Genomic DNA, 22,032 nt, shown 5'->3' on the forward strand with positions numbered 1-22,032 from the left:
CAACGACAAGATTGTCCGCCGCGCTTCCCCGGTTTTACCAGGACCTCAGAGGAGAACTTCAATCATGAACAGACGCATGCTCTTTGTGCTTGCCGGCGCCGTTTCCGCTGTGCTTCCTGCCATCGCTGCCGCTGAAACGCAGCTCACCGTCTACACCGCCGTCGAAGCCGTCGACCTCGACCGCTACAAGGCGACCTTCGAAAAGGCCCACCCGGACATCAAGATCAACTGGGTGCGCGATTCCACAGGCGTCATGACCGCCAAGCTGCTTGCAGAAAAGGACAATCCGCAGGCCGATGTCGTCTGGGGGCTCGCTGCAACCTCGCTGCTTCTCTTGAAGACCGAAGGCATGCTGGAACCTTACCAGCCCAAGGGCGTCGAGACGCTCGACCCGAAATTCGTCGACAAGGACACGCCGCCGAGCTGGGTCGGCATGGACGCCTATGTCGCGGCTCTTTGCTACAACACGGTCGAGGGCGAAAAGCTCGGCCTCAAGCCGCCGACGAGTTGGAAAGACCTGACGAACCCCGAATACAAGGGCCACGTGGTGATGCCGAACCCGGCATCCTCGGGCACCGGTTTCCTCGACGTCTCCGGCTGGATGCAGATGTGGGGCGAGGAGAAGGCCTGGGACTACATGGACAAGCTCCACGAGAACATCTCCGCCTACACCCATTCCGGCTCCAAGCCGTGCAAGATGGCAGGCGCCGGTGAAGCCGTCATCGGCGTGTCCTTCGAGTTTCCGGGCGCCAAGGCCAAGAGTGCCGGTGCACCGATCGACATCATCTTCCCCGCCGAGGGTTCGGGCTGGGAGGCCGAGGCAACCGCAATCATCGCTGGCACGGCAAACCTCGAAGCCGCAAAGACGCTCGTCGACTGGTCGGTCACCAAGGAAGCGAACGAAATGTACAATGCCGGCTATGCCGTCGTTGCCTATCCGGGCGTCGCCAAGCAGGTCGAGCACCTGCCCGACGACATCGCTTCCCGGATGATCGTCAACGACTTCGAGTGGGCCGCAAACAACCGCTCTGACATCCTCAAGGAATGGCAGAAGCGTTACGACGCCAAGTCTGAACCGAAGAGCTGAGCCTGATCGGCCGGGCGCAGCGCCTTTGCGCTGCGCCCGATCGCATTTCTCGGAAAGAAAATCCCTCAAGCCAGCGGAGCTTGCAGATGAGGCATGCCCTGTCGATCGAACCGACGCCCACCAGCCGTCAGCACTTCGCCGATGACGCGGCCGCGGAGCCGGCCCCCTACTTGCAGATCTCGGATCTCTGGAAGACCTATGGCGATTTCGTCGCGCTTCGCGACATTTCGCTGTCGATTGCCAGGGGCGAGTTCGTCTGTTTTCTCGGCCCGTCCGGCTGCGGCAAGACGACGTTGCTGCGAGCCATCGCCGGTCTCGACCTGCAGACGCAAGGCACCATCCTGCAAGACGGCCGCAATATCTCGACGCTGCCGGCTTCCCGCCGCGACTATGGCATCGTCTTCCAGTCTTATGCGCTCTTTCCCAATCTGACGATCGAGCAGAACATCGCCTTTGGCCTGGAAAACACCGGCCGATCGAAGGCGGGGGTCGCATCCCGGGTCGCCGAACTCTTGGAAACGGTCGGCCTTTCGGCGCACGGCAAGAAGTATCCGGCCCAGCTTTCCGGTGGCCAGCAACAGCGCATCGCGCTTGCCCGCGCCATCGCCATCTCGCCGGGGCTATTGTTGCTCGACGAGCCGCTGTCGGCACTCGACGCCAAGGTTCGCGTGCACCTTCGCCATGAGATCAAGGCGCTGCAGAGAAAGCTCGGTGTGACGACCATCATGGTGACGCACGACCAGGAGGAGGCCCTCGCCATGGCCGACCGGATCGTCGTCATGAACCACGGCGTCATCGAGCAGGTCGGCTCGCCGACCGAAATCTACCGTCATCCCGAAACGCTGTTCGTCGCCGACTTCATCGGCGAGACCAATCAGTTCGAAGCCCGGGTTCTTGGAGATGGCGAAGTCGAGATCGGCCACTCCGCCTTTTGCTGTTCGACGGAGGATTTTTCCGCCGGCCATGCGGCAACGGCGGTCGTCCGCCCGGTTGACATCATTCCCCACGGAGCCGATGCCCATGCCGTCAACGCCAGCGACCGGCCGGCCACACCGCAGAACCTGATCGATGCCGAGGTGCGCGAGATGGAGTTCCTCGGCATGTTCTGGCGCACGCGCCTGACGGCCCCGCGTCTCGGCGAGCGCACGCTGGTTGCCGACTTCTCCGTCAACGCGGTGAGACGCCTCCGGATCGAAACCGGCGGCGCCATCCAGGTGGAGATCCCGCGCGAACGCCTGCTGCTCTATCCGAGGGGGGCTGGACGATGAACATGGTTCTGGAAGCACCCCACCTTCCCCTGATCGGCAAGCGGCTGCGCCAGGAATCCTCCAAAGACGACCGCATCAAGCTCGGCTTCATGGCGGTCATCGGGCTATATCTGGTCGTCGCGCTTGGCGCGCCGCTCTTCGTCATGCTGTCGAAGTCGCTGTCGACCTACCGGTTCGAGCTTTCGGCTTTCGAGTTCCAGGTGAGCGACGAGACGGGGGCGAACTGGGGGCCGGTCGTCACCGCCGAAGACCTGAACCGGGAACTCGGGGCGGTGACGGAAGCCGAGCTTTCCAGCAGTTCCGACGGACGGCTCACGGCCACAAAATTCTTCCCGGATTTCAAGTTCCGCAGCCCCGTTCACTACCGTATTCGCGGCACGAACGACGATGCCGCCTTCCTGGTCGGCTCCACCCTCGAAAAGGGGACTGAGTGGCGGGACTATGATTCCGGTACCTTCCGGCGCGTCGTGCTGCGACCCGCGCGCGCTCTGGGTTTTACGAACTTCACGACCTATTTCTCGACGCCGGCGCTTGCGCAGTCGATCTACAATTCCGTGCTGATGGCGGTGATCAGCACGGTGTTCACGATCTCGGTCGCCTTTGCGCTTGCCTACGGCCTGACGCGCAGCTGCATGCCGCTCAAAGGGCTTTTCCGCGGCATCCTGACGATCCCGATCCTGGTGCCGTCACTCTTGCCGGGCATTGCACTCGTCTATCTCTTCGGCAATCAGGGCATCTTCAGGGATTGGCTTTTTGGCTATTCGATCTACGGGCCGATCGGCATCGTCATAGGCTCTGTTTTCTTCACCCTGCCGCATGCCTTCCTGATCATCCTGACGGCGCTCTCGATTGCCGATGCTCGCCACTATGAGGCGGCCGCATCGCTCAAAGCCAGCAAATGGCGGACCTTCACGACCGTCACGGTGCCCGGCGCGCGCTTCGGCATCGTCTCTGCGGCCTTCGTCGTCTTCACGCTTGTCATCACCGATTTTGGCCTGCCCAAGGTGATCGGCGGACAATACGGCATGCTCGCCGTCGACATTTACAAGCAGGTGATCGGCCAGCAGAACTTCGAGATGGGCGCGGTCGTTTCCGTCATCCTGCTGGTGCCGGCGGTGCTTGCCTTTTACGTCGACCGGCACATGCAGAAGCGGCAGGTAGCGCTTCTGTCGGCGCGCGCCGTGCCCTATCAGCCGAAGCCCAATGCCCGCATGGACGGTCTGTGCTTCACCTTTGCCTGCTTCGTCAGCCTCTTCATCCTCGGCATGATCGCCATGTGCCAGATCGCAGCGGTGGTGAAGTTCTGGCCCTATGACCTGACGCTGACAGCCAAGAATTTTGCCTTCGACCTGATGGACGGTGGCGGCTGGGCCGCCTATGGCAACTCGATCCGGCTCGCGCTTTTGACGGCACTCTTCGGTTCGATCGTCGTCTTTGCCGGCGCCTACATGGTGGAGAAGGCCGATGGCTTCCGCTTCGGCCGTGGCCTCTTTCACTTCCTGGCGATGATGCCGATGGCGGTGCCCGGCATGGTGCTCGGCCTTGCCTATATCTTCTTCTTCAACAACCCGGCCAATCCGCTGCACCCGATCTACGGCACGATGACGATCCTCGTCGTCTCGACCGTGACGCACTTTTATACCGTCGCGCACCTGACCGCGCTGACGGCGCTGAAGCAGATGGACCCGGAGTTCGAATCCGTCGCCGCGTCGCTGAAACAGCCCTTCCACCGGCTGTTCTTTCGGGTCACGGTGCCGGTCTGCCTGCCGGCGATCCTCAACATCGCTATCTATCTCTTCGTCAATGCGATGACGACCGTCTCGGCGGTGGTGTTTCTCTACTCGACCGACACCAAGCTCGCGTCAGTCGCCGTGCTAAACATGGACGACGCCGGCGATATAGCGCCGGCCGCGGCCATGGGCATGATGATCTTTTACACTAATGTTGCGGCCAAACTTGTCCACGCGCTGATCGCGCGCGGTCTGCTCGCGCGCACCCAGGCTTGGCGCTAACCCGCAACCAGCCCTTCGCAAAGCGCCGCCGTCCTTCGTTCTGAAGGACGGCGGCGCTTTTGTCCGCGTCACTCTACGCCACCCGGAGCTCCGCCATCACCACTTTGCGGTCGTTTCCTGCGCGCAGGCGCTCCATCTCGTTGAGACGCGAACGCTGCGGCGTAAGGCCGTAGCGTTCGCGGTAGGTGCGGGAAAAGTGCGAGGCAGTGGAAAAGCCGCAGGCGACCGCGATTTCGATGACCTGAAGCGACGAGGTTATGAGCAGCAGGTGAGCGCGCTCGAGCCTGAGGTCGAGATAGTAGCGCGCCGGCGTGCGCCCCATTTCTCTTCGAAACAGGCGCTCGATCTGGCGCCGGGAAAGTCCGGTCGAGGGCCACATGTCGGCGAGCTTCAATGGCTCGGCAAGATTTGCCTCCATCTTTTCGATGACACGAATCAATAGAGGGTTGTCGATGCCGAGACGTGCCTGCAACGGTAATCGCTGGCGCTCGCCGGTCTCACGCAGCCGCTCGCAGAGTGCCGCCTCGCAGATACGGGTGGCCACGTCCCGACCAAGGTCCTCTTCGATGATGTGCAGGAACATGTCGAAGGGCGCGTTGCCGCCGGCGCAGGTATAGATCCCGCCGTCGATCTCAAAGGCGGTCTGGCGCGGGTCCGCGATGAAGAACCGCTCGGAGAAGTCTGGAAAGTGTTCCCAGTGAACGGCGCAGCGACGCTCATCGAGCAGCCCCGCGCGCGCTAGGCAGTAGACGCCGCCGCCAAGCCCGGCGAGGCGCGCGTTGCTGCGAGCGCCTGATCGCAGCCAGGCCTCCAGGGCCCTGTCGGCCGATGGCTTCTTGCGGCCGCCACAGATGACGATGAAGCCCGGATCTGCATCGCGGCCAAACCGGTTGCGTTCGGCCGAGAGCGGCGCCGCTACCGGAATGCCCGTGCCGCAGGATGAAACGGCGGGTGCTCCATCCGCCGCTACAAGGTGCCACCCGTATACCGGGCGGCCGGCCACGTCATTGGCGAGGCGTAGCGCTTCGATCGCCGCGGAGAAGCCATGGAGGGTAAATCCATCGAGCAGGTAGAAGGTGAAGTGGCGAGCCTGCGTACATGGCTGTTGCATTGTCTCTTCCTGAGGGCGTCGAAGTGGTGCGCGGAAAGAATAGTTACATTATGCAACATATTGGACCGTTGCCAATCCCGTTAAAACGAGGATCCGAAGAAATCCGCTCGAAATCCGTGCGGATGAGGGGCCACTACGCGTGCGCTGCGGCGTGGACAGCCGTTGCAGCTTGTCAAATGGACAAAAATGGACACAGATAGTCACATGTCAGAACAACAAAACGCCCGCGCTCTTGCTCCACGCCGTCACGGCGAGATCCTCAGGCGGCTTGCAGCCGACGGTACCGTTGGTATCACCGAGCTTGCGGATTTCTTCGATGTTTCGCGTCAGACCATCAGGCGCGATCTGAAGCTTCTTGCCGATCGCGGCCAGCTCGATCTTGTCCATGGCGGCGCCACCCTGTTCGAGCCGACGGAAGCGGCCTTCGTCGAGCGGCGGGAGGAGAATGCCGGGCCAAAAGCGCTGATCGGTCGTGCAGCAGCAGGTCTCGTGCGCGACGGCATGGTGCTCTTCCTTGATTCCGGCACGACGACGCTTGCTGTGGCCCATGCCCTGACTGGGCGAAAAAACTTAACGATTTGCACGACTTCGCTATCGATCGCCTTGCTGATGTGCCGACAGCCCCAGGTGCGCGTTCATATGCTCGGCGGCGAAATCGATCCGGATGAAGAAGCGGCCATCGGTATCGATGCGCTCGAGGCGATCAGCCATTTCCGCGTCGACGTCGCGTTCTTAGGCGGCGGGGGCCTGTCGCCCGATGGAGAGGTGACCGACTTTACCCGCAGCGGCGCCGAGCAGCGCTCGCGCATGGTGGCAACGGCGGCCAAAGCCTATTTCGTACTCGACAGTTCCAAGTTCGGACGGCTGACGCCGCTTCGCATTCCCCGCTTCGAAGCCGCCGCCGGAGTGATTGTTGACCGACATCCGCCGGAGGCGATCCGCGAGGCGCTCGAGCGCAAAGGTCCAGCCCTGGTCGTTGCAGAACAACAAATGTAATCTTTTGTAACTTTTTGTCTTGTCCTTTGTCCGCGTTTTGTTACCGTGCGGCCTTCCATGGGTTCGGGAGGTCGTTTCATGGCGCAGGAATTTCCAACACAGGCACAGGTCGTCATCGTCGGCGGCGGTATTATAGGCTGCTCGGTCGCCTATCACTTAACCAAGCTCGGCTGGAACGACGTCGTTTTGCTGGAGCAGGGGCAGTTAAGCGGCGGCACCACCTGGCATGCGGCTGGTCTCGTCGGTCAGTTGCGCAGCCACGCCAACATGACGGGCCTCATCAAATATTCGACCAAGCTCTATAGCGAGCTTGAGTCCGAGACCGGCCTTGCCACGGGCTGGAAGAATTGCGGTTCGCTCTCGGTTGCCCGCACGCAAGACCGCATGACCGTGTTGAAGCGCACGGCGGCCTCTGCTCGCGCCCAAGGCGTCGCGATCGAGGTGATCTCGCCGAAGCAAGCGCAGGAGCTCTGGCCGGTCATGGCGATCGACGATCTCGTCGGCGCCGTCTGGCTGCCGGGCGACGGCAAGGCCAATCCAACAGACCTCACGCAGTCGCTCGCCAAAGGCGCCCGCAATCGCGGCGCCCGCGTGATCGAGCGCGTCCGGGTCACAGGCATTTCGACCAAAAACGGCGTCGTCACCGGCGTCGAAACCGATCGGGGGGCCATTGCCGCGGAGATCGTCGTCAACTGTGCCGGTCAATGGGCACGCAAGGTCGGCCAGATGTGCGGCGTCACCGTGCCGCTGCACTCGGCCGAGCACATGTATATCGTCACCGGCCGCATCGAGGGCGTACATCCTGACCTGCCGGTCATGCGCGATCCGGACGGCTACATCTATTTCAAGGAGGAAGTCGGCGGGCTCGTCATGGGTGGCTTCGAGCCGGAAGCCAAGCCCTGGGGCATGGCAGGCATTCCCGACGATTTCGAGTTCGCCCTCTTACCTGACGATTGGGATCAGTTCGAAATCCTGATGCACAATGCGCTGCAGCGCGTGCCGCAGCTTGAAACATCCGAGGTGAAGAAGTTTTACAACGGCCCGGAGAGTTTTACCCCGGACAACAATTTCATTCTCGGCGAGGCGCCCGAACTGAAGAACTTCTTTGTCGGCGCAGGCTTCAACTCCATGGGGATTGCCAGCGCCGGCGGGGCAGGTCGAGCCCTTGCCGAGTGGATCGTAAACCGCGCGCCGACCATGGATCTTTGGCCGGTCGATATCCGTCGCTTCGCGGGCTTCAACAACAATCCGCGCTGGCTTCACGATCGCGTCAAGGAAACGCTCGGTCTGCACTATGCGATGCCTTGGCCGAACCGGGAGCTGGATACGGCACGCCCCTTCCGCCGTTCGCCTCTCTACGATCGGCTTGCCGCCAAGGGCGCGTGCTTCGGTTCGAAAATGGGATGGGAACGGGCCAATTGGTTTGCTGCGGAAGGCGAGCGCCCCGTCACCGAGTATTCCTTCGGTCGGCAGAACTGGCATGAAGCGGTCAAGCGCGAGATGAAGGCAACGCGCGAGGCCGCCGGCATTTTCGACCAGACCTCCTTCGCCAAGCTGCTTGTGCAGGGGCGGGATGCGGCAGCAGCGCTTAACCGCATCTGCGCTGCCGACATCGACGGCGAGATCGGCCGTTCTGTATATACCGGACTCTTGAACGCGCGGGGCGGCTACGAGAGCGACCTGACCGTCATGCGACTTGCGGCCGATCGCTTCATGCTGATCACAGGTTCGGCCCAAGCGGTGCATGATGCGGACTGGATCCGCAAGAACCTTGCCGCGGACGCCCACGTGACTTTGACCGACGTGACGTCGTCCTATGCAGTCCTGGCGCTGATGGGACCGAAATCGCGCGACATCCTCTCGAAGCTTACCTCGGCGGATATCTCGAACGAGGGCTTTCCCTTCGCGACTATCCGCGAGATCGATATCGGTTACGCCACGGCCTTTGCCAACCGCATGACCTATGTCGGCGAACTCGGCTGGGAACTGATCGTGCCGACAGAATTCGCTGTCGGTGTTTACGAGGCGCTGCACGAGGTCGGTCGCGCCTTCGGCCTGACGGATTGCGGCTACTATGCGCTTGAGGCTTTGCGGCTGGAGAAGGGCTACCGCGCCTGGAGCCGGGAACTGACGCCCGACATCAACCCCTACGAGGCTGGTCTTGGCTTTGCGGTTGCTCTGGGAAAACCCGGCGGCTTTGTCGGCCACGATGCGCTCGTGGCCGCAAAGACCAAGGGCCTGCCCTCGCGCCGCATCGTTCAGTTTACCCTGGACGATCCCTTGCCCATGCTTTGGGGCGGCGAACTGATCCTGCGTGCGGGAAAACCGGTCGGCGAGGTCCGCTCCGCCGCCTACGGTCACACGCTTGGGCGTTCGGTCGCACTCGGCCTGCTTGAAAACCCTGAAGGCGTGGACAAAACGTTCCTCGAGGGGGAGCGCTTCGAGATCGATCTTGCAGGCATTCGCTATGCCGCGACGGTGCATCTGGCACCGGCATATGATCCGCGTGCGCTGAGGGTCAAGATTTAGACCATCTTTTCGCGATGCGACGAATTGCGCGTGTTGATCTTCCCGCGAGCCCGTCTAGGCGGGCTCGCGTTCCAGCAAGAGCTTTGCCGTTTGCCAGAGGTCCTCGACCCTGCGGCTGCGCGTCGCGGCGTGACGGTAAAGCCGAATTTCGAGGTCGAGATTCCAGCCCTTATCCGTAGAGGCGGGTACGAGGCCACCGGCATCGATCGCGTCACGGGCAAGGCTTTCGGGCAACCAGCAGACGCCGGCACCCGACATCGCCATGTTCATCAGCCCGGCACTGATCGTGTTTTCATGCGTCGTGCGGCGCCGGAAGGGCGGGCGCCGCAGCATGAGACGCGAAAGGGCGACCCCGAAGAACGAATTGAACCCGTAGCTCAGATAGGGAATAGCGAGCCGCGGCTGCGCCACAGCCCGGTCGAGAATATTCAGCCCCGGTAGCGTACCATCGGGGATAGAGACGTTTGCGGCGGCGAGCGGGATCAGCCGATCATGGGCGATCGTCAGCGATGAGAATTGTGCGCGGTCGAGATGGAATGGCACCTCCGAATGCGCATAAGTCAGGAAGAAATCCGCCTCGTCACCGATGAGGGCGTCAAGATTGGCCTCGATGCCGCCGCGGTCGGGCATCAGCGAGGTGCTGAAAGCGCCACCTGCGTTTTCGAGCAGTTTGAGCCAGCCAGGGAAGATCGTTACCGTCAGCGTATGGAGCGCGGCAAAGCGGATGAGGCCTTCTTCGTGAGACGGGCGTAGCGATTCGCGCGCTGCATAGAAGGTTCGGATTGCCTCCTGCGCTATGGGCAGGAAATTGCGACCTGCCGGCGTCAGTTCCGCCGGCATGGTGGCGCGGTTGATCAGCGTTGCCCCGAGCCAACGCTCCAACTGTTTGATGCGGCGGCTGAACGCCGGCTGAGTCACGTTGCGCAACTCGGCAGCGCGCGAAAAACTCCACGTGTCGGCGAGGGTCACGAAGTCCTCCAGCCACTTGATCTCCATGCCCAGATCTCCCCTGCGTTGCAGCTGAGGGGATCATAAGTCGTTGGAAAGAAATCGCTATGCCGATATTGCATCAGCCTTTGCTAAAAGCGAATTAGCCAAACCCCGACAAACCTTCCACGTTGCGCCCAAGGCAAACAGTTCTGATTTCGAGGCAGCGAGGAGCACGAAATCAGGCTGATAACAAAAGGGGGATTGTTAATGGCCTTCCAGCTTCACGCTGATCTTATTCTGCACAACGGCCGAATCTGGCGAGGCAGGGAGGAGGGGATCAGCGAGGCCGTTGCCATTTGGCAGGGCAAGGTTCTGGCCACCGGCAGCGATGCCGAGATGGCGAGCCTCAAGGGGCCCCATACCGAGGTGATCGATCTCGAAGGCCGTTTTGCCAGCCCCGGTCTTATCGACAATCACCTTCACCTGATCTCCACCGGCATCACCATGGGCTGGGTCGACGCGACCCCTGCCGCTGCGCCGACGCTTGCCGCCCTTATGGAGAAACTTGCCGAACGCGCGGCCGTCACGCCGAAGGGCGCATGGGTGCGGGCACGGGGCTATGACCAGGTCAAGCTCGATGTCGGCCGGCATCCGACCCGCGAGGAACTCGACCGCGCCGTACCGGATCATCCCGTGCTGCTGACGCGCGCCTGCGGCCATGTGGCCATCGCGAATTCGCTGGCGCTGAGCCTGGCGGATGTCACCGAGGCGACGCCGGTGCCGGACGGCGGCGTAATCGGCACCACGGACGGGCGCCTCAACGGGTTCCTGGCGGAAAACGCGCAGAACCTCATCAAGACGGCTATTCCCGAGGTGACGACGGAGGAGTTGATCGACGGCATCGAGCGGGCAGGGCGCTATCTTCTGTCGCTCGGCATTACGAGCTGCATGGATGCGGCGGTCGGCCAACTTGCCGGCTTTGCGGAAATCCAGGCTTATGAGATGGCCAAGCTTTCCGGCCGCCTGCCGGTGCGCGTCTGGCTGACACTGCTCGGCGATCCCGGCGTCTCGATCGTAGAGGATTCCTGGCGTGCCGGGCTCATTTCCGGTGCGGGCGACGACATGTTGCGCGTCGGGGCCGTGAAGATCTTCCTCGACGGCTCGGCCGGCGGGCGCACCGCATGGATGTCGAAGCCCTATCTTGGTGAGCCCGACAATATCGGCGTACAGATGCTGCCGGATGCCGACGTCGAGGCGATCGTCAAATCCTGCCACGACCGGGGCTATCAGATGGCTTGCCACGCCATCGGCGACGGTGCGATCGAGCAGCTGATCACGGCCTACGAAAAGGCGCTGGCCGGTAATCCCGATCCGGATCGGCGCCATCGCATCGAGCATTGCGGCTTCTCGAGCCCGGAGCAAGATCGGCGCATGAAGGCGGCAGGCATCCTGCCGGCGCCGCAGATGGCCTTCATCCACGATTTCGGCGACAGCTACGTTTCCGTGCTTGGTGAGGAACGGGGCAAGGCCTCCTACCAGATCGGCACCTGGATGCGCATGGGTCTCAAGCCCTCGACCGGCTCGGATTCGCCCGTCTGCTCGCCCGATCCCTTCCCGAACCTTCACGCCATGATCACGCGCAAGACCGGCAAGGGTACCGTGATGGTGGAGGCGGAAAAGCTGAGCCGCGAGGAAGCGTTGCAGGCCTACACGGAATACGGCGCCTATTCTCAGAAGGCCGAAGACGTGAAGGGCAGGCTTGTGCCGGGACAATGGGCCGACATCGCCGTCTTCGACAACGACCTCTTGGAGGCACCGGCCGATACCATTCTCTCAGGCACACGCTGCCTGATGACCCTGCTTGCAGGCCGCGTCGTGCACGACGCACGCTGACGACCTGAAAGACCAATCAACACAAAGCCGAAAACGGCACGAGAGGGAAAACAGCATGCTGAAAAGATTGACATTGGCCGCAATGCTCGGCCTCGGGGTGGCAACCGGAGCGCTGGCTGCCGGCGAACGCCACGGCGGAACGCTCGTCTTTACCGCACCCTATGGCTCGAGCTTCGCCACGCTCGACGTTCAGGCAAGCCCGAACACCCAGGAGGAATTCATCACCCAGGCGATCCACCGCGCGCTCTACAGCTGGGATTCGACCCAGAACAAGCCGGTCCTGGAACTCGCTAGCTCGGAAGAGGTGTCCGAGGATGGTACGGTGCACACCTATCGCCTGCGCGAAAATGCCGTCTTCCACAACGGCAAGCCACTGACGGCCGACGACATCATCTACAGCTACAAGCGCATCGCCAACCCGAAGAACGCCTTCCCGGGCGCAAGCTACATTGCCGTCATCAAGGGTGCGGATGCGTTCATCGCCGGCAAGGCTGAGGAGATTTCCGGTCTCAAGAAAATCGACGACCACACGCTGGAGATCACCTATACCGGACCGATCAACCCCGGCTTCCCGCTGATGCAGAACACGACGGTGATTTATCCGTCTGATGTCAAGGATGAATCGAGCTTCGCCAAGACCCCCGTTGGCCTCGGCGCCTTCGTCTTCAAGGAGCACGTGCCGGGATCGCAGGTCGTTGTCGAAAAGTTCGACAAGTACTACGAAGAGGGCAAGCCCTATCTCGACCGCATCAACATCGTGCTGATGGCCGAGGACGCCGCGCGCGACGTCGCGTTCCGAAACAAGGAAATCGATGTCTCGATCCTTGGCCCGACCCAATACCAGGCCTATCAGGGTGAAGACGCCTTGAAGGATCACCTGCTCGAAGTTGCCGAGGTCTATACGCGCAACATCGGCTTCAACCCGGCCTTCGAACCCTTCAAGGACAAGCGGGTCCGCCAGGCGATCAACCATGCGATCAATGCGCCGCTGATCATTGAACGGCTCGTCAAGAACAAGGCCTACCCCGCCTCCGGCTGGCTGCCGCTGTCTTCGCCGGCCTTCGACAAGGACAAGGTGCCCTACGCCTTCGATCCAGAGAAAGCGAAAGCACTCCTGGCGGAAGCAGGCTATGCCGATGGCTTCGAGTTCGAAGTCACGGCGAGCCCGAACGAAAGCTGGGGCGTCCCGATCGTTGAAGCCATCCTGCCGATGCTGAAGAAGGTCGGCGTCACCGTGAAGCCGAAGCCGGTCGAAAGCTCGGCGCTTGGCGATGCCGTGACGTCGAACAACTTCCAGGCCTTCATCTGGTCGAACCTGTCCGGTCCCGACCCGCTCAATGCACTGCGTTGCTTCTATTCCAAGACGGCGCAGTCCGCCTGCAACTACGCGAGCTATGCGAGCCCGGATTTCGACAAACTCTATGAGGCGGCCCAGCAGGAACGCGACCCTGCCAAGCAGAGCGATCTGCTGCGCCAGGCCAACAACATCGTGCAGGACGATGCGCCGGTCTGGTTCTTCAACTACAACAAGGCGGTCATGGCCTACCAGCCCTGGATCCACGGCCTTGTCCCGAACGCCACGGAACTGGCGGTCCAGCCCTATGACGAGATCTGGATCGACGACACGGCGCCGGACGCACGCAAGTAAGCCCTGAGAGGTTCGGGGCGGTTTCGGCCGCCCCACACATCAGTTGTCCCACCCATCCGGGTGGCCAAAATGGAACCGCTCATGCTTCGTTTTACCCTGCGCCGCATTCTGCAGGTCGTCCCGACGATCGTCGTGGTGGCGCTGCTGATCTTCGTTATCTTCTCCGTCGTCCCCGGTACCTTCGCGGCCAGCCTCTTTGCCGACGGAAAGCGTGCCGCCGATCCGCAAATGATCGCTCGCCTCAATGAGGAGTTCGGTCTGAACAAGCCGCTGATGGAGCGCTTCGTGACCTATGTTACGGATCTCGCCCAGTTCGATCTCGGCACCAGTTTCCGCACCCGCCAGCCGGTCATTGACCTCATCAACGACCGCATGGGCGCCTCGCTTCAGCTGGCCGTCGCCGCCATGGTCTTCGCCATCGTTGTCGGCGTGCCGCTCGGCTTTCTTGCAGCACTCAGGCCCGGTTCGATCCTCGATACGGTGACGATGATCGGGGCGGTTTCGGGCCTCTCCATGCCGCAATTCTGGCTCGGCCTTCTGATGATGTATCTCTTCGCCCTGCAACTGAACTGGCTGCCCAGTTTCGGTTACGGCGACGGCTCGTTTCGAAACCTCATCCTGCCGGCCGTGACCCTCGGCGTCACGCCGCTCGCGCTGCTGGCGCGCACCACCCGGGCCGGCGTGCTCGACGTTTTGAACGCCGACTTCATTCGCACCGCCCATTCCAAAGGCATGAGCGAGGCGAAGGTGGTGCGCTGGCACGTGGCGCGCAATGCGCTGGTGCTGATCGTCACCACGGTCGGCCTGCAGTTCGGCTCGCTGATCGGCCAGGCCGTCGTCATCGAAAAGCTGTTCGCCTGGCCGGGCATCGGCTCGCTGCTGGTCGATAGTGTGGCGATCCGCGACATTCCCGTGGTGCAGGGCACGATCCTCGTCATCGTGCTGTGGTTCCTGATCATCAACACCGCCGTCGATCTGGTCTATGCCGCGATCGACCCGCGCATCAAGCAGGAGTGACGACCGTGCGCCTCGGCTTCAACTTCTGGCTCGGTGCGACGCTGACTGCGCTCGTCATCTTCGCCGGTGTCCTTGCCCATTGGATCGCGCCCTTTGACCCCGTGCTCGATGCCGACTTGATGAACTCCGAACTGCCGCCGGACGCCACCTTCTGGTTCGGCACGGACGGGCAGGGACGGGACGTCTATACCCGCATTCTTTACGGCGCGCAGATCTCGCTGACTGTTGGCATCGTGTCGCAGGTGATCAACTCGATCATCGGCGTCACGCTCGGCATGACGGCCGGCTATTGGGGCGGCTGGTGGGACGATCTGGTCAACGGCCTGACCAACGTCATGCTCGCCATCCCCTCGTTGATCTTCGCGCTTGCCGTCATGGCGGTGCTTGGCCCCGGCCTGCCGTCGCTCTTGATCGCGCTTGGCCTCACCAACTGGAGCTGGACCTGCCGCATCGCTCGCTCCTCGACTCTCTCCTTGAAATCGCAAGGCTACGTGCAGGCGGCCCAGACGCTGGGCTATGGCGACCTGCGCATCATGTTCACGCAGATTCTGCCGAACATGATGGGGCCGATCCTCGTCATGGCAACGCTCGGCATGGGGTCGGCGGTGCTGTCTGAAGCGGCGCTCTCCTTCCTCGGCCTCGGCATCCAGCCGCCATTCCCGAGCTGGGGTTCGATGTTGACCGATGCACGCCAGCTGATCCAGCTCGCCCCCTGGGCGGCGCTCTTCCCTGGCCTTGCCATCTTCCTTTCGGTGCTTGGCTTCAACCTTCTCGGCGATGGTCTGCGTGACAGCCTCGATCCGCATATGAGGACGCGAAAGCCATGACCGCGCCGCTTCTCGACATCAAGAACCTGCAGCTTGGCGTTTCGCTCGGCCGTTCCAGCTACCATCCACTGCTCAAGGGCGTCTCGTTCCAGATCATGCCCGGCGAGGCCTATGGCCTCGTGGGCGAATCCGGCTCCGGAAAATCGGTCACATCGCTTGCCGTCATGGGCCTTTTGAAACGGCCGCTTGCCGTTACCAGTGGCGAGATATTGTTCAAGGGGCAGAACCTGCTGGCGTTGCCGAAACGCGAGATGCGGCGCCTGCGCGGCAATCGCATCGCCATGATATTCCAGGAGCCGATGACGGCGCTGAACCCGCTTTCAACGGTCGGGCGACAGATCGCCGAGATGTTCGTGCTACATCAGGGAAAAAGCTGGGCGGAAGCCGAAAAGCTCGCCGTCGAAGCGCTCGGGAATGTCCGCGTTCCCAACCCCGATCGGCGCGCCAGGAACTACCCGCACCAGATGTCCGGCGGACTGCGCCAGCGCGTGATGATCGCGATGGCGCTTGCTTGCAGCCCTGATCTACTGATCGCCGACGAACCGACCACCGCGCTCGACGTCACGGTTCAGGCCGAGGTGCTGCGCCTTATCAAGGAGCTGTGTGCAGCGCAGGGCACGGCAGTTCTCTTCATCAGCCATGACCTCGGCGTCATCGCCAGCATCTGCCAGCGCGTCGGCGTGATGTATTCGGGCTGCCTCGTCGAGGAGAACGAGACGCGGGCGCTCTTTGAAAGCCCGCGGCACGAATACACCCGCGGCCTGCTCGGCGCCCTGCCGCGCCTTGGCAGCCGCAGCGAACATGGGCGGCAGCGGCTCGTCGACATCGACAGCATCATCGCCGACCGCTCGAAGCTGACGGAAAGCCGCTTCATCGCGCCACGCGAACGGGAAGGGAGCCAGCCATGACCGCGCCGCTGCTTCAGGTGGACGATCTCCATGTCCGTTTCCCCATTTCCGGCGGCGGCCTGCTCGCCAAAGGACGGCGTACGCTTCACGCCGTCAACGGCATCAGCTTCGAGCTTGCCAAGGGCGAGTGCCTGTCGATCGTCGGCGAGTCGGGCTGCGGCAAGTCGACGACGGCGCTTTCCATCCTCGGCCTGCAGGAACCGACCGAGGGCATGATCCGCTATCGCGGTCAGCCGCTCGCGGGGCCCGGCGCGCCGCAACGGATGGACCGGGCGAAAGCGGTGCAGATGGTGTTCCAGGATCCTTATGCCTCGCTCAACCCCCGCCAGTCCGTGCGCACCTCGCTCGCAGCACCGCTGCGGCTGCACGGCATTACCGCCGCCTCGGAAATCGAAGGCCGCATCGAGGCGATGCTCAAGAATGTCGGCCTGACGCCCGAACAGGCCAAACGCTATCCGCATGAGTTCTCCGGCGGCCAGCGCCAGCGCATCGGCATCGCCCGCGCGCTGATCCTCGAGCCTGAGATCGTCGTGCTCGACGAGCCGGTCTCGGCCCTCGACGTGTCGATCCGCGCGCAGATCATCAATCTGCTGCTCGACCTTCAGGAAAAACTCGGCCTCTCCTATCTGATGATCAGCCACGATCTGAGCGTGGTGGAACACATGAGCGACCGGGTGCTGGTGATGTATTTCGGCGAAGTCGTGGAAGAGGGCGGCTGGCGCGAGATTTTCGAAGTCCCCACCCATCCCTACACGCGCCGCCTGATCGCCGCCATTCCCGATCCGGATGCTGCGCTGAACCCGGCGGAAAGGCAGGCGAGCGACGCCACCGTGCCGCAACTTGCCGGCCGCAGCTTCGTTTCCGATGGCAGCACCGCGCCGGATGTTTTTACCGCGCCTGTTCGATCCGAACTGATCGAGATCGGCGGGAACCATAGGGTTCGGATGGCTTTGGCCTAACCGATGGAATGCGCTGAGCGAAGCCCCGTTCCGCCCCGCGGCAAAGATAGGCTAGGTTGCTCAACGTCCGAACTTGGAATCATTGAAATCTAGGATGAACCCGATGAAACGCATGCCGAAGATCGCCGTGATCATGGATGAAAACACCAGTGCGGGCGGTGGACGCTATGACGTCTCGAGAAATTACTTTTCCGCCCTGCGCCGCGCCGGCGCCTTTGCCTTCGGCATCCCCTATGTTCCCGATCTCGTCGACCAGGTCGTCGAAGATTTTGATGGGTTCTTAAGCGTCGGCGGCCGCATCAACTTCCCGAAAAGCTGGTATGTCGAAGGAGACCAATCCCAGTATCCGCCCTCGGATCGGCTAGCCGTCGACATGGCATTGATGGAAAGTTTCCTTGCGCGCGACAAGCCTGTGCTCGGCATCTGCAACGGCATGCAGATGCTCGGCTGCCTCAACGGTTGCCGGATGGTTTCCGATGTCCATTCGTCGTGGCCCGACGCGCTCAATCACGACCAGGCCAATTTCTCGCATGACGTCAGCGTTGTCCCCGGCACCAGAATGGCCGACATCCTCGGCATCGAAACATTCACCGTGAACACGTTTCACCGCGAGGCGATCGTGGAGGTATCGGGCGCGGTGACCGTTACGGCCCGAGCCCCGGATGGTGTCGTTGAAGCGATCGAGATCGGCTCGCAGACCTTTGCCATGGGCCTTCAATGGCACCCCGAAATGCTGGATGCCGACAGCCATCCGGGCGCTCGCGTCTTCGACGCCTTCGTCGAGGCGTCAAGCCGACACCTTCGATAACCTGTTCCAAGGCCCTGCTGCGTTCTGTCGGAAGCACATTCTGCCCTCTCCCGATTGACGTTGGCGGCTCCAGCAAATAGGGCCAAGCCGACAAGCGTGCCAAACGCCAGCAAGACAGCAACAGGAGTGTATAGTGAGCGAACCGACCGTAGCAGAGGCAACAGATCGCATTTACGCATCGCTGCAGGCAGACAATGCCGACATCGATCTTCATATCGCGACCCTCAAGGCAGCATTGATGCGGGCAGGTTTGAAAGAGGCCGTATTCGACCCGACCAGGCTCGTGCAAAACAACCGTTCCGGACGGAAGCTGATGCAGGCGTACTTTCGGCAGCGCGGCGTAACGGTGAAATTCTCGGCCTAGCAAGGTCGTTCAATGATGCCAGAAAGGCCGCAGTCGGGTGGCCGAATGGGTGCCTGCCTGGTCGGACTGCGGTGGCTCACCAGGCTGAGCGATCCCGGTTTCCGCTCGTCGGCTGGCTGCCAAGGTGAACCTCTCGGCGCGCGACCCTTTCAACCGGTCAGGTCGCGCGCAAATGGGCTCTGGCCGCCTTTCGAAGCGGCAGTCCGTAAGCTCACCAAGTTCGTGCTTCAACTCCGCGCTTTGGCGATGGCGTCCTTCAGTCCTTTTTCATCCAGAACGCCGGGAATGATCGCCGAACCGATGACGAAGGATGGCGTGCCGGCGAAATTGAAGGCGAGTGCCTGACTGTAGTTGCGGTCGAGCAGCCCGGAAATCTTGGCATTGTGCGTGTTCACGGCTGCGGTCAGCTCCTTCATCGAAAGACCCGCCCCGGTCAGCGCCTTCTCGATGTCGTCCTGCGACAGCCTCGCCTTGGTTTTCATCAGCGCCTCCATCGCCGGCTGGTATTTGCCGATCTGGGCGGCTCCAAGCACTGCCTGTGCGGCGAAGACGGAGGCTTCGCCCAAGATCGGCCAGTCCTTCAGCACGAGCCGCACGTTGCCGTCGGCCTTGACCACCTTCTCGACCGTCGGATGCACTTTCTTGCAGTAAGGGCACTGATAGTCGAAGAACTCGACGATGGTGACATCGCCCTTCGGATTGCCAAGGACGGGCGCGTCCTTGTCGAAAAACACCTCCTCCTTGGTCAATTGCTGGGCGAAGGATGATCGGCCTCCGACAAGCACGGCGGCGGCGGTCGCGACCGTGGCCGTCAGAACGGTTCTGCGGGTGAACATCAGATTTCTCCTTGTGCGAATGGATTGGGGCCGAGAGCGACGGCGCGTGCGGCGATTTCGAGGATCATGCCGCGCAGGCAAACGACGAAAGTCGGAAAGGCCGGGGCTGTCATTCTGCCTGCTTCCTGTCCTCAGATGCAAAGGCGGCGAGCCGTTCGGCGATTGCCTCGCGGGAGATTTCGCCGAGATGGGTGGCGGCGAGCGTACCGTCCGGGTTGATGAAAAGTGTGGCAGGAAGGCCGATCGCGCCGTAGTGCCGGGATAGGCCCGAGAAAGGGTCGAGAAGGATGGTTTCCAGGTCGACGCCTGTTTGGCGCAGATAGGATTCTATCGCCGCGCGGCTTTCGCCCTGGTTGGCGAAGAAAAAGTCGACCTCAGGATTCCTTTCGGTCATCTCCGCCATCATCGGCATTTCCCGCCGGCAGGGCGGACACCAGCTTGCCCAGAGATTGAGAACCGCCGGGCGGCCCTTGCGCTCGGCGATGGCGAGGCTCTCGTTACGTGCGAGAACGGCATAGGACGTTTCCGGGGCACGGGGTGCAGCGCCGCTATCGGTGAGGGTTGTGGCGACGACCCAGACGAAGAGGCCGGCCGCAAGCGGCAGGATCGCCCAAGGAGCGGCTTTCGGTGCGTTTCGCCAGAGCATCACTGCGGCGAGGAAAACACCGAGGAATCCGCCCGTCGGGGAAAAGCCGCCCTGCCAGATGGCGAGAACTCGCAACGGCTCCTGCAGGAAGCTCTCGGCATGGATGAGTACATGCCCGGCGCGCGCGCCGACAACGCCGAAAAGTGTGGCAGCCGTCGTAAAGGTGCCAAGCCGGTTGTGGATGCGGGCGGCAAGGAGCGAGCCGACAAGCATGAAGACGATCAACCCGGCGATGACCGAAAAGCGATCGGCGGAAAAAGCGAAGGGACCTATTGCGACGGCGTTCATTGCGCGCTGCCCTTGGCCATCCGTGCCGCCTCCGCAAGCGAGCCGGCCGTGATTTCTCCGACGAGGCGCGTACCGGGGGCCTCCTCTTTGCTGCGGTTGAAGAAGATCATAGTCGGCGGGCCAACGACGGCAAGTGATCGCATCAGTGCGCCATTCTCCGCATCGAGGGTGCTGACGTCGAGGCTGACCAATCGGATCCCGTCAAGGCTCGCCGCGACATCAGGCTTTGTCAGAACGGACCGCTCGATCGTGCGGCAGGTGACGCACCAGCCAGCGGTGACATAGACGAGGGTGGGTTGCCTCCCGGAGGCTGCGGTGTCGAGAAGGCGGGAGAGTGCGCCGGCCGAGCCGACCTTGGTAAAATCCGACTTCTGGATGGCGGCTGTTTGGTCAACACTCGCCGCCCTCTTGAGCGGGCCGAGCGGAGTGAGCGGATCGCTGGCTCCAAGGCCGAAGCCCACCAGCAGCAGACTACCCCAAATGAGCGAGACGACGGCGGTCAAGCGCGTCAGTACGCCGTAGCCGCCTGTGGACCGCAGCCCGTCGGGAGCGACCGCGTAGATGCCGAAGGCAAGGGAAAACACGGCCCAGGGCAGGAGGACGAAGCGCTCCGGCACAAGCGGCGTCGCAAGCCAAATCGCCGTTCCCAGGAATGCGAAGCCGAAGACGTGCCGGACACGTTCCATCCACGCGCCGGCGCGTGGAAGCGCCTTGCCGCCGATTGTCGCCATGATGATGAGCGGGATGCCCTTGCCAAGGCCAAGGGCGAAAAGGGCGAGTGCGCCGACCGCAATGTCACCGGTCCGGGCGATGTAGAGGAGGGCGCCGGCAAGCGGCGCGGTTACGCAGGGGCCGATGAGGAAGGCGGAGGAAAGACCGAGCAGGGCGGCGGCGGCGACCGAGCCGCCCTTCTGCCGGCCGCCGCTCAGGCGGTTGCCGATCACTGCCGGCAGCTTGATGTGGAAGAGCCCGAAGCTGGAGAGCGCCAGCAGGACGAACAGTGCCGCGACCACGCCGACAGCGACGGGCGATTGCATCACGATCTGCAGGTTTTGCCCCGACCAAGCGGCCACGATGCCAAGGAGACCGAAGGCGGACGCAAGGGCCAGCACATAAGCGGAGGCGAGCATGAAACCGCGTCGTGCCGTCAGCCCCTCTCCCTCGCGCGTGAGCATGGCCGCGACGATCGGATACATCGGGAAAACGCAGGGCGTGAAGGCGAGCAGCAGTCCGAAGCCGAGGAAGCCTGCAAGAAGCAGCGCAAACCCGCCACCGGTCATGAGCCGGTCGACCGCCGTTTCTCCGCCGTCAGCTGCGATGGAAAAACCTGTGTCCGGCGCTTCCACGGGCCGTGCGTCCTTGGCAGGCGCAAAGGCAAAACCACCGACCGGTTTGCTGATGGTCATCGCGGCGGTATCGATCGTCCGCGTTGTCGGCGGATAACAAAGCCCGCCATCCTGGCAGCCCTGATAGGTGAGGCGAATGAGCGGAGGCGCATTCGCGATCCGGGCCGAAGCCTTTTGGTAATAGACCTCGGTTGTGCCGAAGCCCGGATCGTCCTTGACTGTCCCCGGTTCGGTTTGCAGGGTGATCGGCCGGTTACCCTCATCTTCTGCTGCCAGGAAGTCCCTGTAGAGATAGTAGCCGTCAGCAATCGTCCATGTGATCGCCAGCCGGCCGTCGTCTTGCCTGGCGATCCCAGGTACGAAGGCCTCGTCCATCGGCAGGGGCGCCTCGAGCGCCCGGGCTGGCAGGATGGCCGCAATCAAAACCCAAACCAGCGCCAGCAGACTTGCTTTCCGCATCGTTCTTGCGTCCTCGTCTTCAATCGAGGGCGGAGCGATCAGGCCGCTACCTTAAGGCAGCCTTAAAATGATTGTCCAAGGCGAAGGATAGAAACGGGCC

Annotated in this window: 18 protein-coding genes; 13 read left to right on the forward strand and 5 right to left on the reverse strand. The window is 62.5% G+C overall.

Annotated features, from left to right (window positions below):
• Positions 1-64: 64 nt before the first annotated feature.
• The 3 genes from IB279_RS27405 (at position 65) to IB279_RS27415 (ending at position 4,367) form a co-directional block, all read left to right on the forward strand.
• Positions 65-1,087 (forward strand): putative 2-aminoethylphosphonate ABC transporter substrate-binding protein, encoded by a 1,023-nt coding sequence (locus IB279_RS27405; protein WP_034794747.1) that lies wholly within the window; start codon positions 65-67, stop codon positions 1,085-1,087.
• Positions 1,088-1,173: 86 nt separating this feature from the next.
• Positions 1,174-2,355, forward strand: a complete 1,182-nt coding sequence (locus tag IB279_RS27410) for a putative 2-aminoethylphosphonate ABC transporter ATP-binding protein (protein ID WP_113504540.1) — start codon at positions 1,174-1,176, stop codon at positions 2,353-2,355.
• 2 nt (positions 2,356-2,357) lie between these two features.
• The gene (locus tag IB279_RS27415) at positions 2,358-4,367 is read left to right on the forward strand and encodes a putative 2-aminoethylphosphonate ABC transporter permease subunit (protein WP_090299827.1); all 2,010 of its coding nucleotides are present in this window, start codon (positions 2,358-2,360) and stop codon (positions 4,365-4,367) included.
• Between the two features lie 73 nt (positions 4,368-4,440).
• Here the strand turns inward: IB279_RS27415 and IB279_RS27420 are convergent, their stop codons facing one another.
• A complete protein-coding gene (locus tag IB279_RS27420) occupies positions 4,441-5,478 on the reverse strand; it encodes a GlxA family transcriptional regulator (protein ID WP_034794738.1) in 1,038 nt (345 codons plus the stop codon).
• A 204-nt stretch (positions 5,479-5,682) separates the two neighbouring features.
• Here IB279_RS27420 and IB279_RS27425 point away from each other — a divergent pair, with 204 nt between their 5' ends.
• Both IB279_RS27425 and IB279_RS27430 read left to right on the forward strand, forming a co-directional pair.
• The gene (locus IB279_RS27425) at positions 5,683-6,474 is read left to right on the forward strand and encodes a DeoR/GlpR family DNA-binding transcription regulator (RefSeq protein ID WP_090299829.1); all 792 of its coding nucleotides are present in this window, start codon (positions 5,683-5,685) and stop codon (positions 6,472-6,474) included.
• Between the two features lie 78 nt (positions 6,475-6,552).
• Positions 6,553-9,003 (forward strand): FAD-dependent oxidoreductase, encoded by a 2,451-nt coding sequence (locus tag IB279_RS27430; RefSeq protein WP_034794731.1) that lies wholly within the window; start codon positions 6,553-6,555, stop codon positions 9,001-9,003.
• 54 nt (positions 9,004-9,057) lie between these two features.
• On the opposite strand, the gene IB279_RS27435 is transcribed toward IB279_RS27430, so the two are convergent.
• Complete coding sequence (locus tag IB279_RS27435; RefSeq protein WP_034794728.1) at positions 9,058-9,999, reverse strand: LysR family transcriptional regulator; 942 nt, start codon at positions 9,997-9,999, stop codon at positions 9,058-9,060.
• Between the two features lie 201 nt (positions 10,000-10,200).
• Between IB279_RS27435 and IB279_RS27440 the strand changes: the two genes are divergently transcribed.
• From IB279_RS27440 to IB279_RS27475, 8 genes are all read left to right on the forward strand, one after another.
• Positions 10,201-11,826: an amidohydrolase gene (locus IB279_RS27440; protein ID WP_060530535.1), complete on the forward strand. Its 1,626-nt coding sequence runs from the start codon at positions 10,201-10,203 to the stop codon at positions 11,824-11,826.
• A 55-nt stretch (positions 11,827-11,881) separates the two neighbouring features.
• Positions 11,882-13,474 (forward strand): ABC transporter substrate-binding protein, encoded by a 1,593-nt coding sequence (locus tag IB279_RS27445; RefSeq protein WP_034794723.1) that lies wholly within the window; start codon positions 11,882-11,884, stop codon positions 13,472-13,474.
• Between the two features lie 81 nt (positions 13,475-13,555).
• Positions 13,556-14,491, forward strand: a complete 936-nt coding sequence (locus IB279_RS27450; RefSeq protein WP_060517351.1) for an ABC transporter permease — start codon at positions 13,556-13,558, stop codon at positions 14,489-14,491.
• A gap of 5 nt (positions 14,492-14,496) precedes the next feature.
• A complete protein-coding gene (locus IB279_RS27455) occupies positions 14,497-15,318 on the forward strand; it encodes an ABC transporter permease (protein WP_034794912.1) in 822 nt (273 codons plus the stop codon).
• The gene (locus IB279_RS27460; protein WP_060530533.1) at positions 15,315-16,226 is read left to right on the forward strand and encodes an ABC transporter ATP-binding protein; all 912 of its coding nucleotides are present in this window, start codon (positions 15,315-15,317) and stop codon (positions 16,224-16,226) included. Before IB279_RS27455 ends, IB279_RS27460 begins: the two co-directional genes overlap by 4 nt.
• A complete protein-coding gene (locus IB279_RS27465; protein ID WP_113189781.1) occupies positions 16,223-17,185 on the forward strand; it encodes an ABC transporter ATP-binding protein in 963 nt (320 codons plus the stop codon). The genes IB279_RS27460 and IB279_RS27465 overlap by 4 nt, the downstream gene beginning before the upstream one ends.
• Positions 17,186-17,288: 103 nt before the next feature.
• Entirely contained in the window at positions 17,289-17,993 is a 705-nt protein-coding gene (locus tag IB279_RS27470; RefSeq protein WP_082566434.1) for a gamma-glutamyl-gamma-aminobutyrate hydrolase family protein, read from the forward strand.
• A gap of 130 nt (positions 17,994-18,123) precedes the next feature.
• Positions 18,124-18,357: a hypothetical protein gene (locus IB279_RS27475; RefSeq protein ID WP_034794697.1), complete on the forward strand. Its 234-nt coding sequence runs from the start codon at positions 18,124-18,126 to the stop codon at positions 18,355-18,357.
• Positions 18,358-18,584: 227 nt separating this feature from the next.
• Here the strand turns inward: IB279_RS27475 and IB279_RS27480 are convergent, their stop codons facing one another.
• The 3 genes from IB279_RS27480 to dsbD all read right to left on the reverse strand — a co-directional run bounded on the left by IB279_RS27480 (position 18,585) and on the right by dsbD (position 21,932).
• On the reverse strand, positions 18,585-19,193 hold the full coding sequence (locus IB279_RS27480; RefSeq protein ID WP_034794695.1) for a DsbA family protein: 609 nt from the start codon (positions 19,191-19,193) through the stop codon (positions 18,585-18,587).
• Between the two features lie 109 nt (positions 19,194-19,302).
• Complete coding sequence (locus IB279_RS27485) at positions 19,303-20,127, reverse strand: TlpA disulfide reductase family protein (protein ID WP_034794693.1); 825 nt, start codon at positions 20,125-20,127, stop codon at positions 19,303-19,305.
• Positions 20,124-21,932: a protein-disulfide reductase DsbD gene (gene dsbD, locus IB279_RS27490; protein ID WP_090299842.1), complete on the reverse strand. Its 1,809-nt coding sequence runs from the start codon at positions 21,930-21,932 to the stop codon at positions 20,124-20,126. Before dsbD ends, IB279_RS27485 begins: the two co-directional genes overlap by 4 nt.
• Positions 21,933-22,032 lie beyond the last annotated feature (100 nt).

Source organism: Ensifer sp. ENS06 (genome assembly GCF_014852205.1).
In the GTDB taxonomy this organism is placed as follows: domain Bacteria; phylum Pseudomonadota; class Alphaproteobacteria; order Rhizobiales; family Rhizobiaceae; genus Ensifer; species Ensifer adhaerens.

Bases quoted from the DNA above. Each gene is read 5' to 3' on its own strand.
- IB279_RS27415 (WP_090299827.1), top strand. From the start codon at position 2,358: ATGGTTCTGGAAGCACCCCACCTTCCCCTGATCGGCAAGCGGCTGCGC.
- IB279_RS27440 (WP_060530535.1), top strand. From the start codon at position 10,201: ATGGCCTTCCAGCTTCACGCTGATCTTATTCTGCACAACGGCCGAATC.
- IB279_RS27450 (WP_060517351.1), top strand. From the start codon at position 13,556: ATGCTTCGTTTTACCCTGCGCCGCATTCTGCAGGTCGTCCCGACGATC.
- IB279_RS27445 (WP_034794723.1), top strand. From the start codon at position 11,882: ATGCTGAAAAGATTGACATTGGCCGCAATGCTCGGCCTCGGGGTGGCA.
- IB279_RS27420 (WP_034794738.1), bottom strand. From the start codon at position 5,478: ATGCAACAGCCATGTACGCAGGCTCGCCACTTCACCTTCTACCTGCTC.
- IB279_RS27485 (WP_034794693.1), bottom strand. From the start codon at position 20,127: ATGAACGCCGTCGCAATAGGTCCCTTCGCTTTTTCCGCCGATCGCTTT.
- IB279_RS27410 (WP_113504540.1), top strand. From the start codon at position 1,174: ATGAGGCATGCCCTGTCGATCGAACCGACGCCCACCAGCCGTCAGCAC.
- IB279_RS27465 (WP_113189781.1), top strand. From the start codon at position 16,223: ATGACCGCGCCGCTGCTTCAGGTGGACGATCTCCATGTCCGTTTCCCC.
- dsbD (WP_090299842.1), bottom strand. From the start codon at position 21,932: ATGCGGAAAGCAAGTCTGCTGGCGCTGGTTTGGGTTTTGATTGCGGCC.
- IB279_RS27460 (WP_060530533.1), top strand. From the start codon at position 15,315: ATGACCGCGCCGCTTCTCGACATCAAGAACCTGCAGCTTGGCGTTTCG.
- IB279_RS27425 (WP_090299829.1), top strand. From the start codon at position 5,683: ATGTCAGAACAACAAAACGCCCGCGCTCTTGCTCCACGCCGTCACGGC.
- IB279_RS27435 (WP_034794728.1), bottom strand. From the start codon at position 9,999: ATGGAGATCAAGTGGCTGGAGGACTTCGTGACCCTCGCCGACACGTGG.
- IB279_RS27405 (WP_034794747.1), top strand. From the start codon at position 65: ATGAACAGACGCATGCTCTTTGTGCTTGCCGGCGCCGTTTCCGCTGTG.
- IB279_RS27480 (WP_034794695.1), bottom strand. From the start codon at position 19,193: ATGTTCACCCGCAGAACCGTTCTGACGGCCACGGTCGCGACCGCCGCC.
- IB279_RS27430 (WP_034794731.1), top strand. From the start codon at position 6,553: ATGGCGCAGGAATTTCCAACACAGGCACAGGTCGTCATCGTCGGCGGC.
- IB279_RS27470 (WP_082566434.1), top strand. From the start codon at position 17,289: ATGAAACGCATGCCGAAGATCGCCGTGATCATGGATGAAAACACCAGT.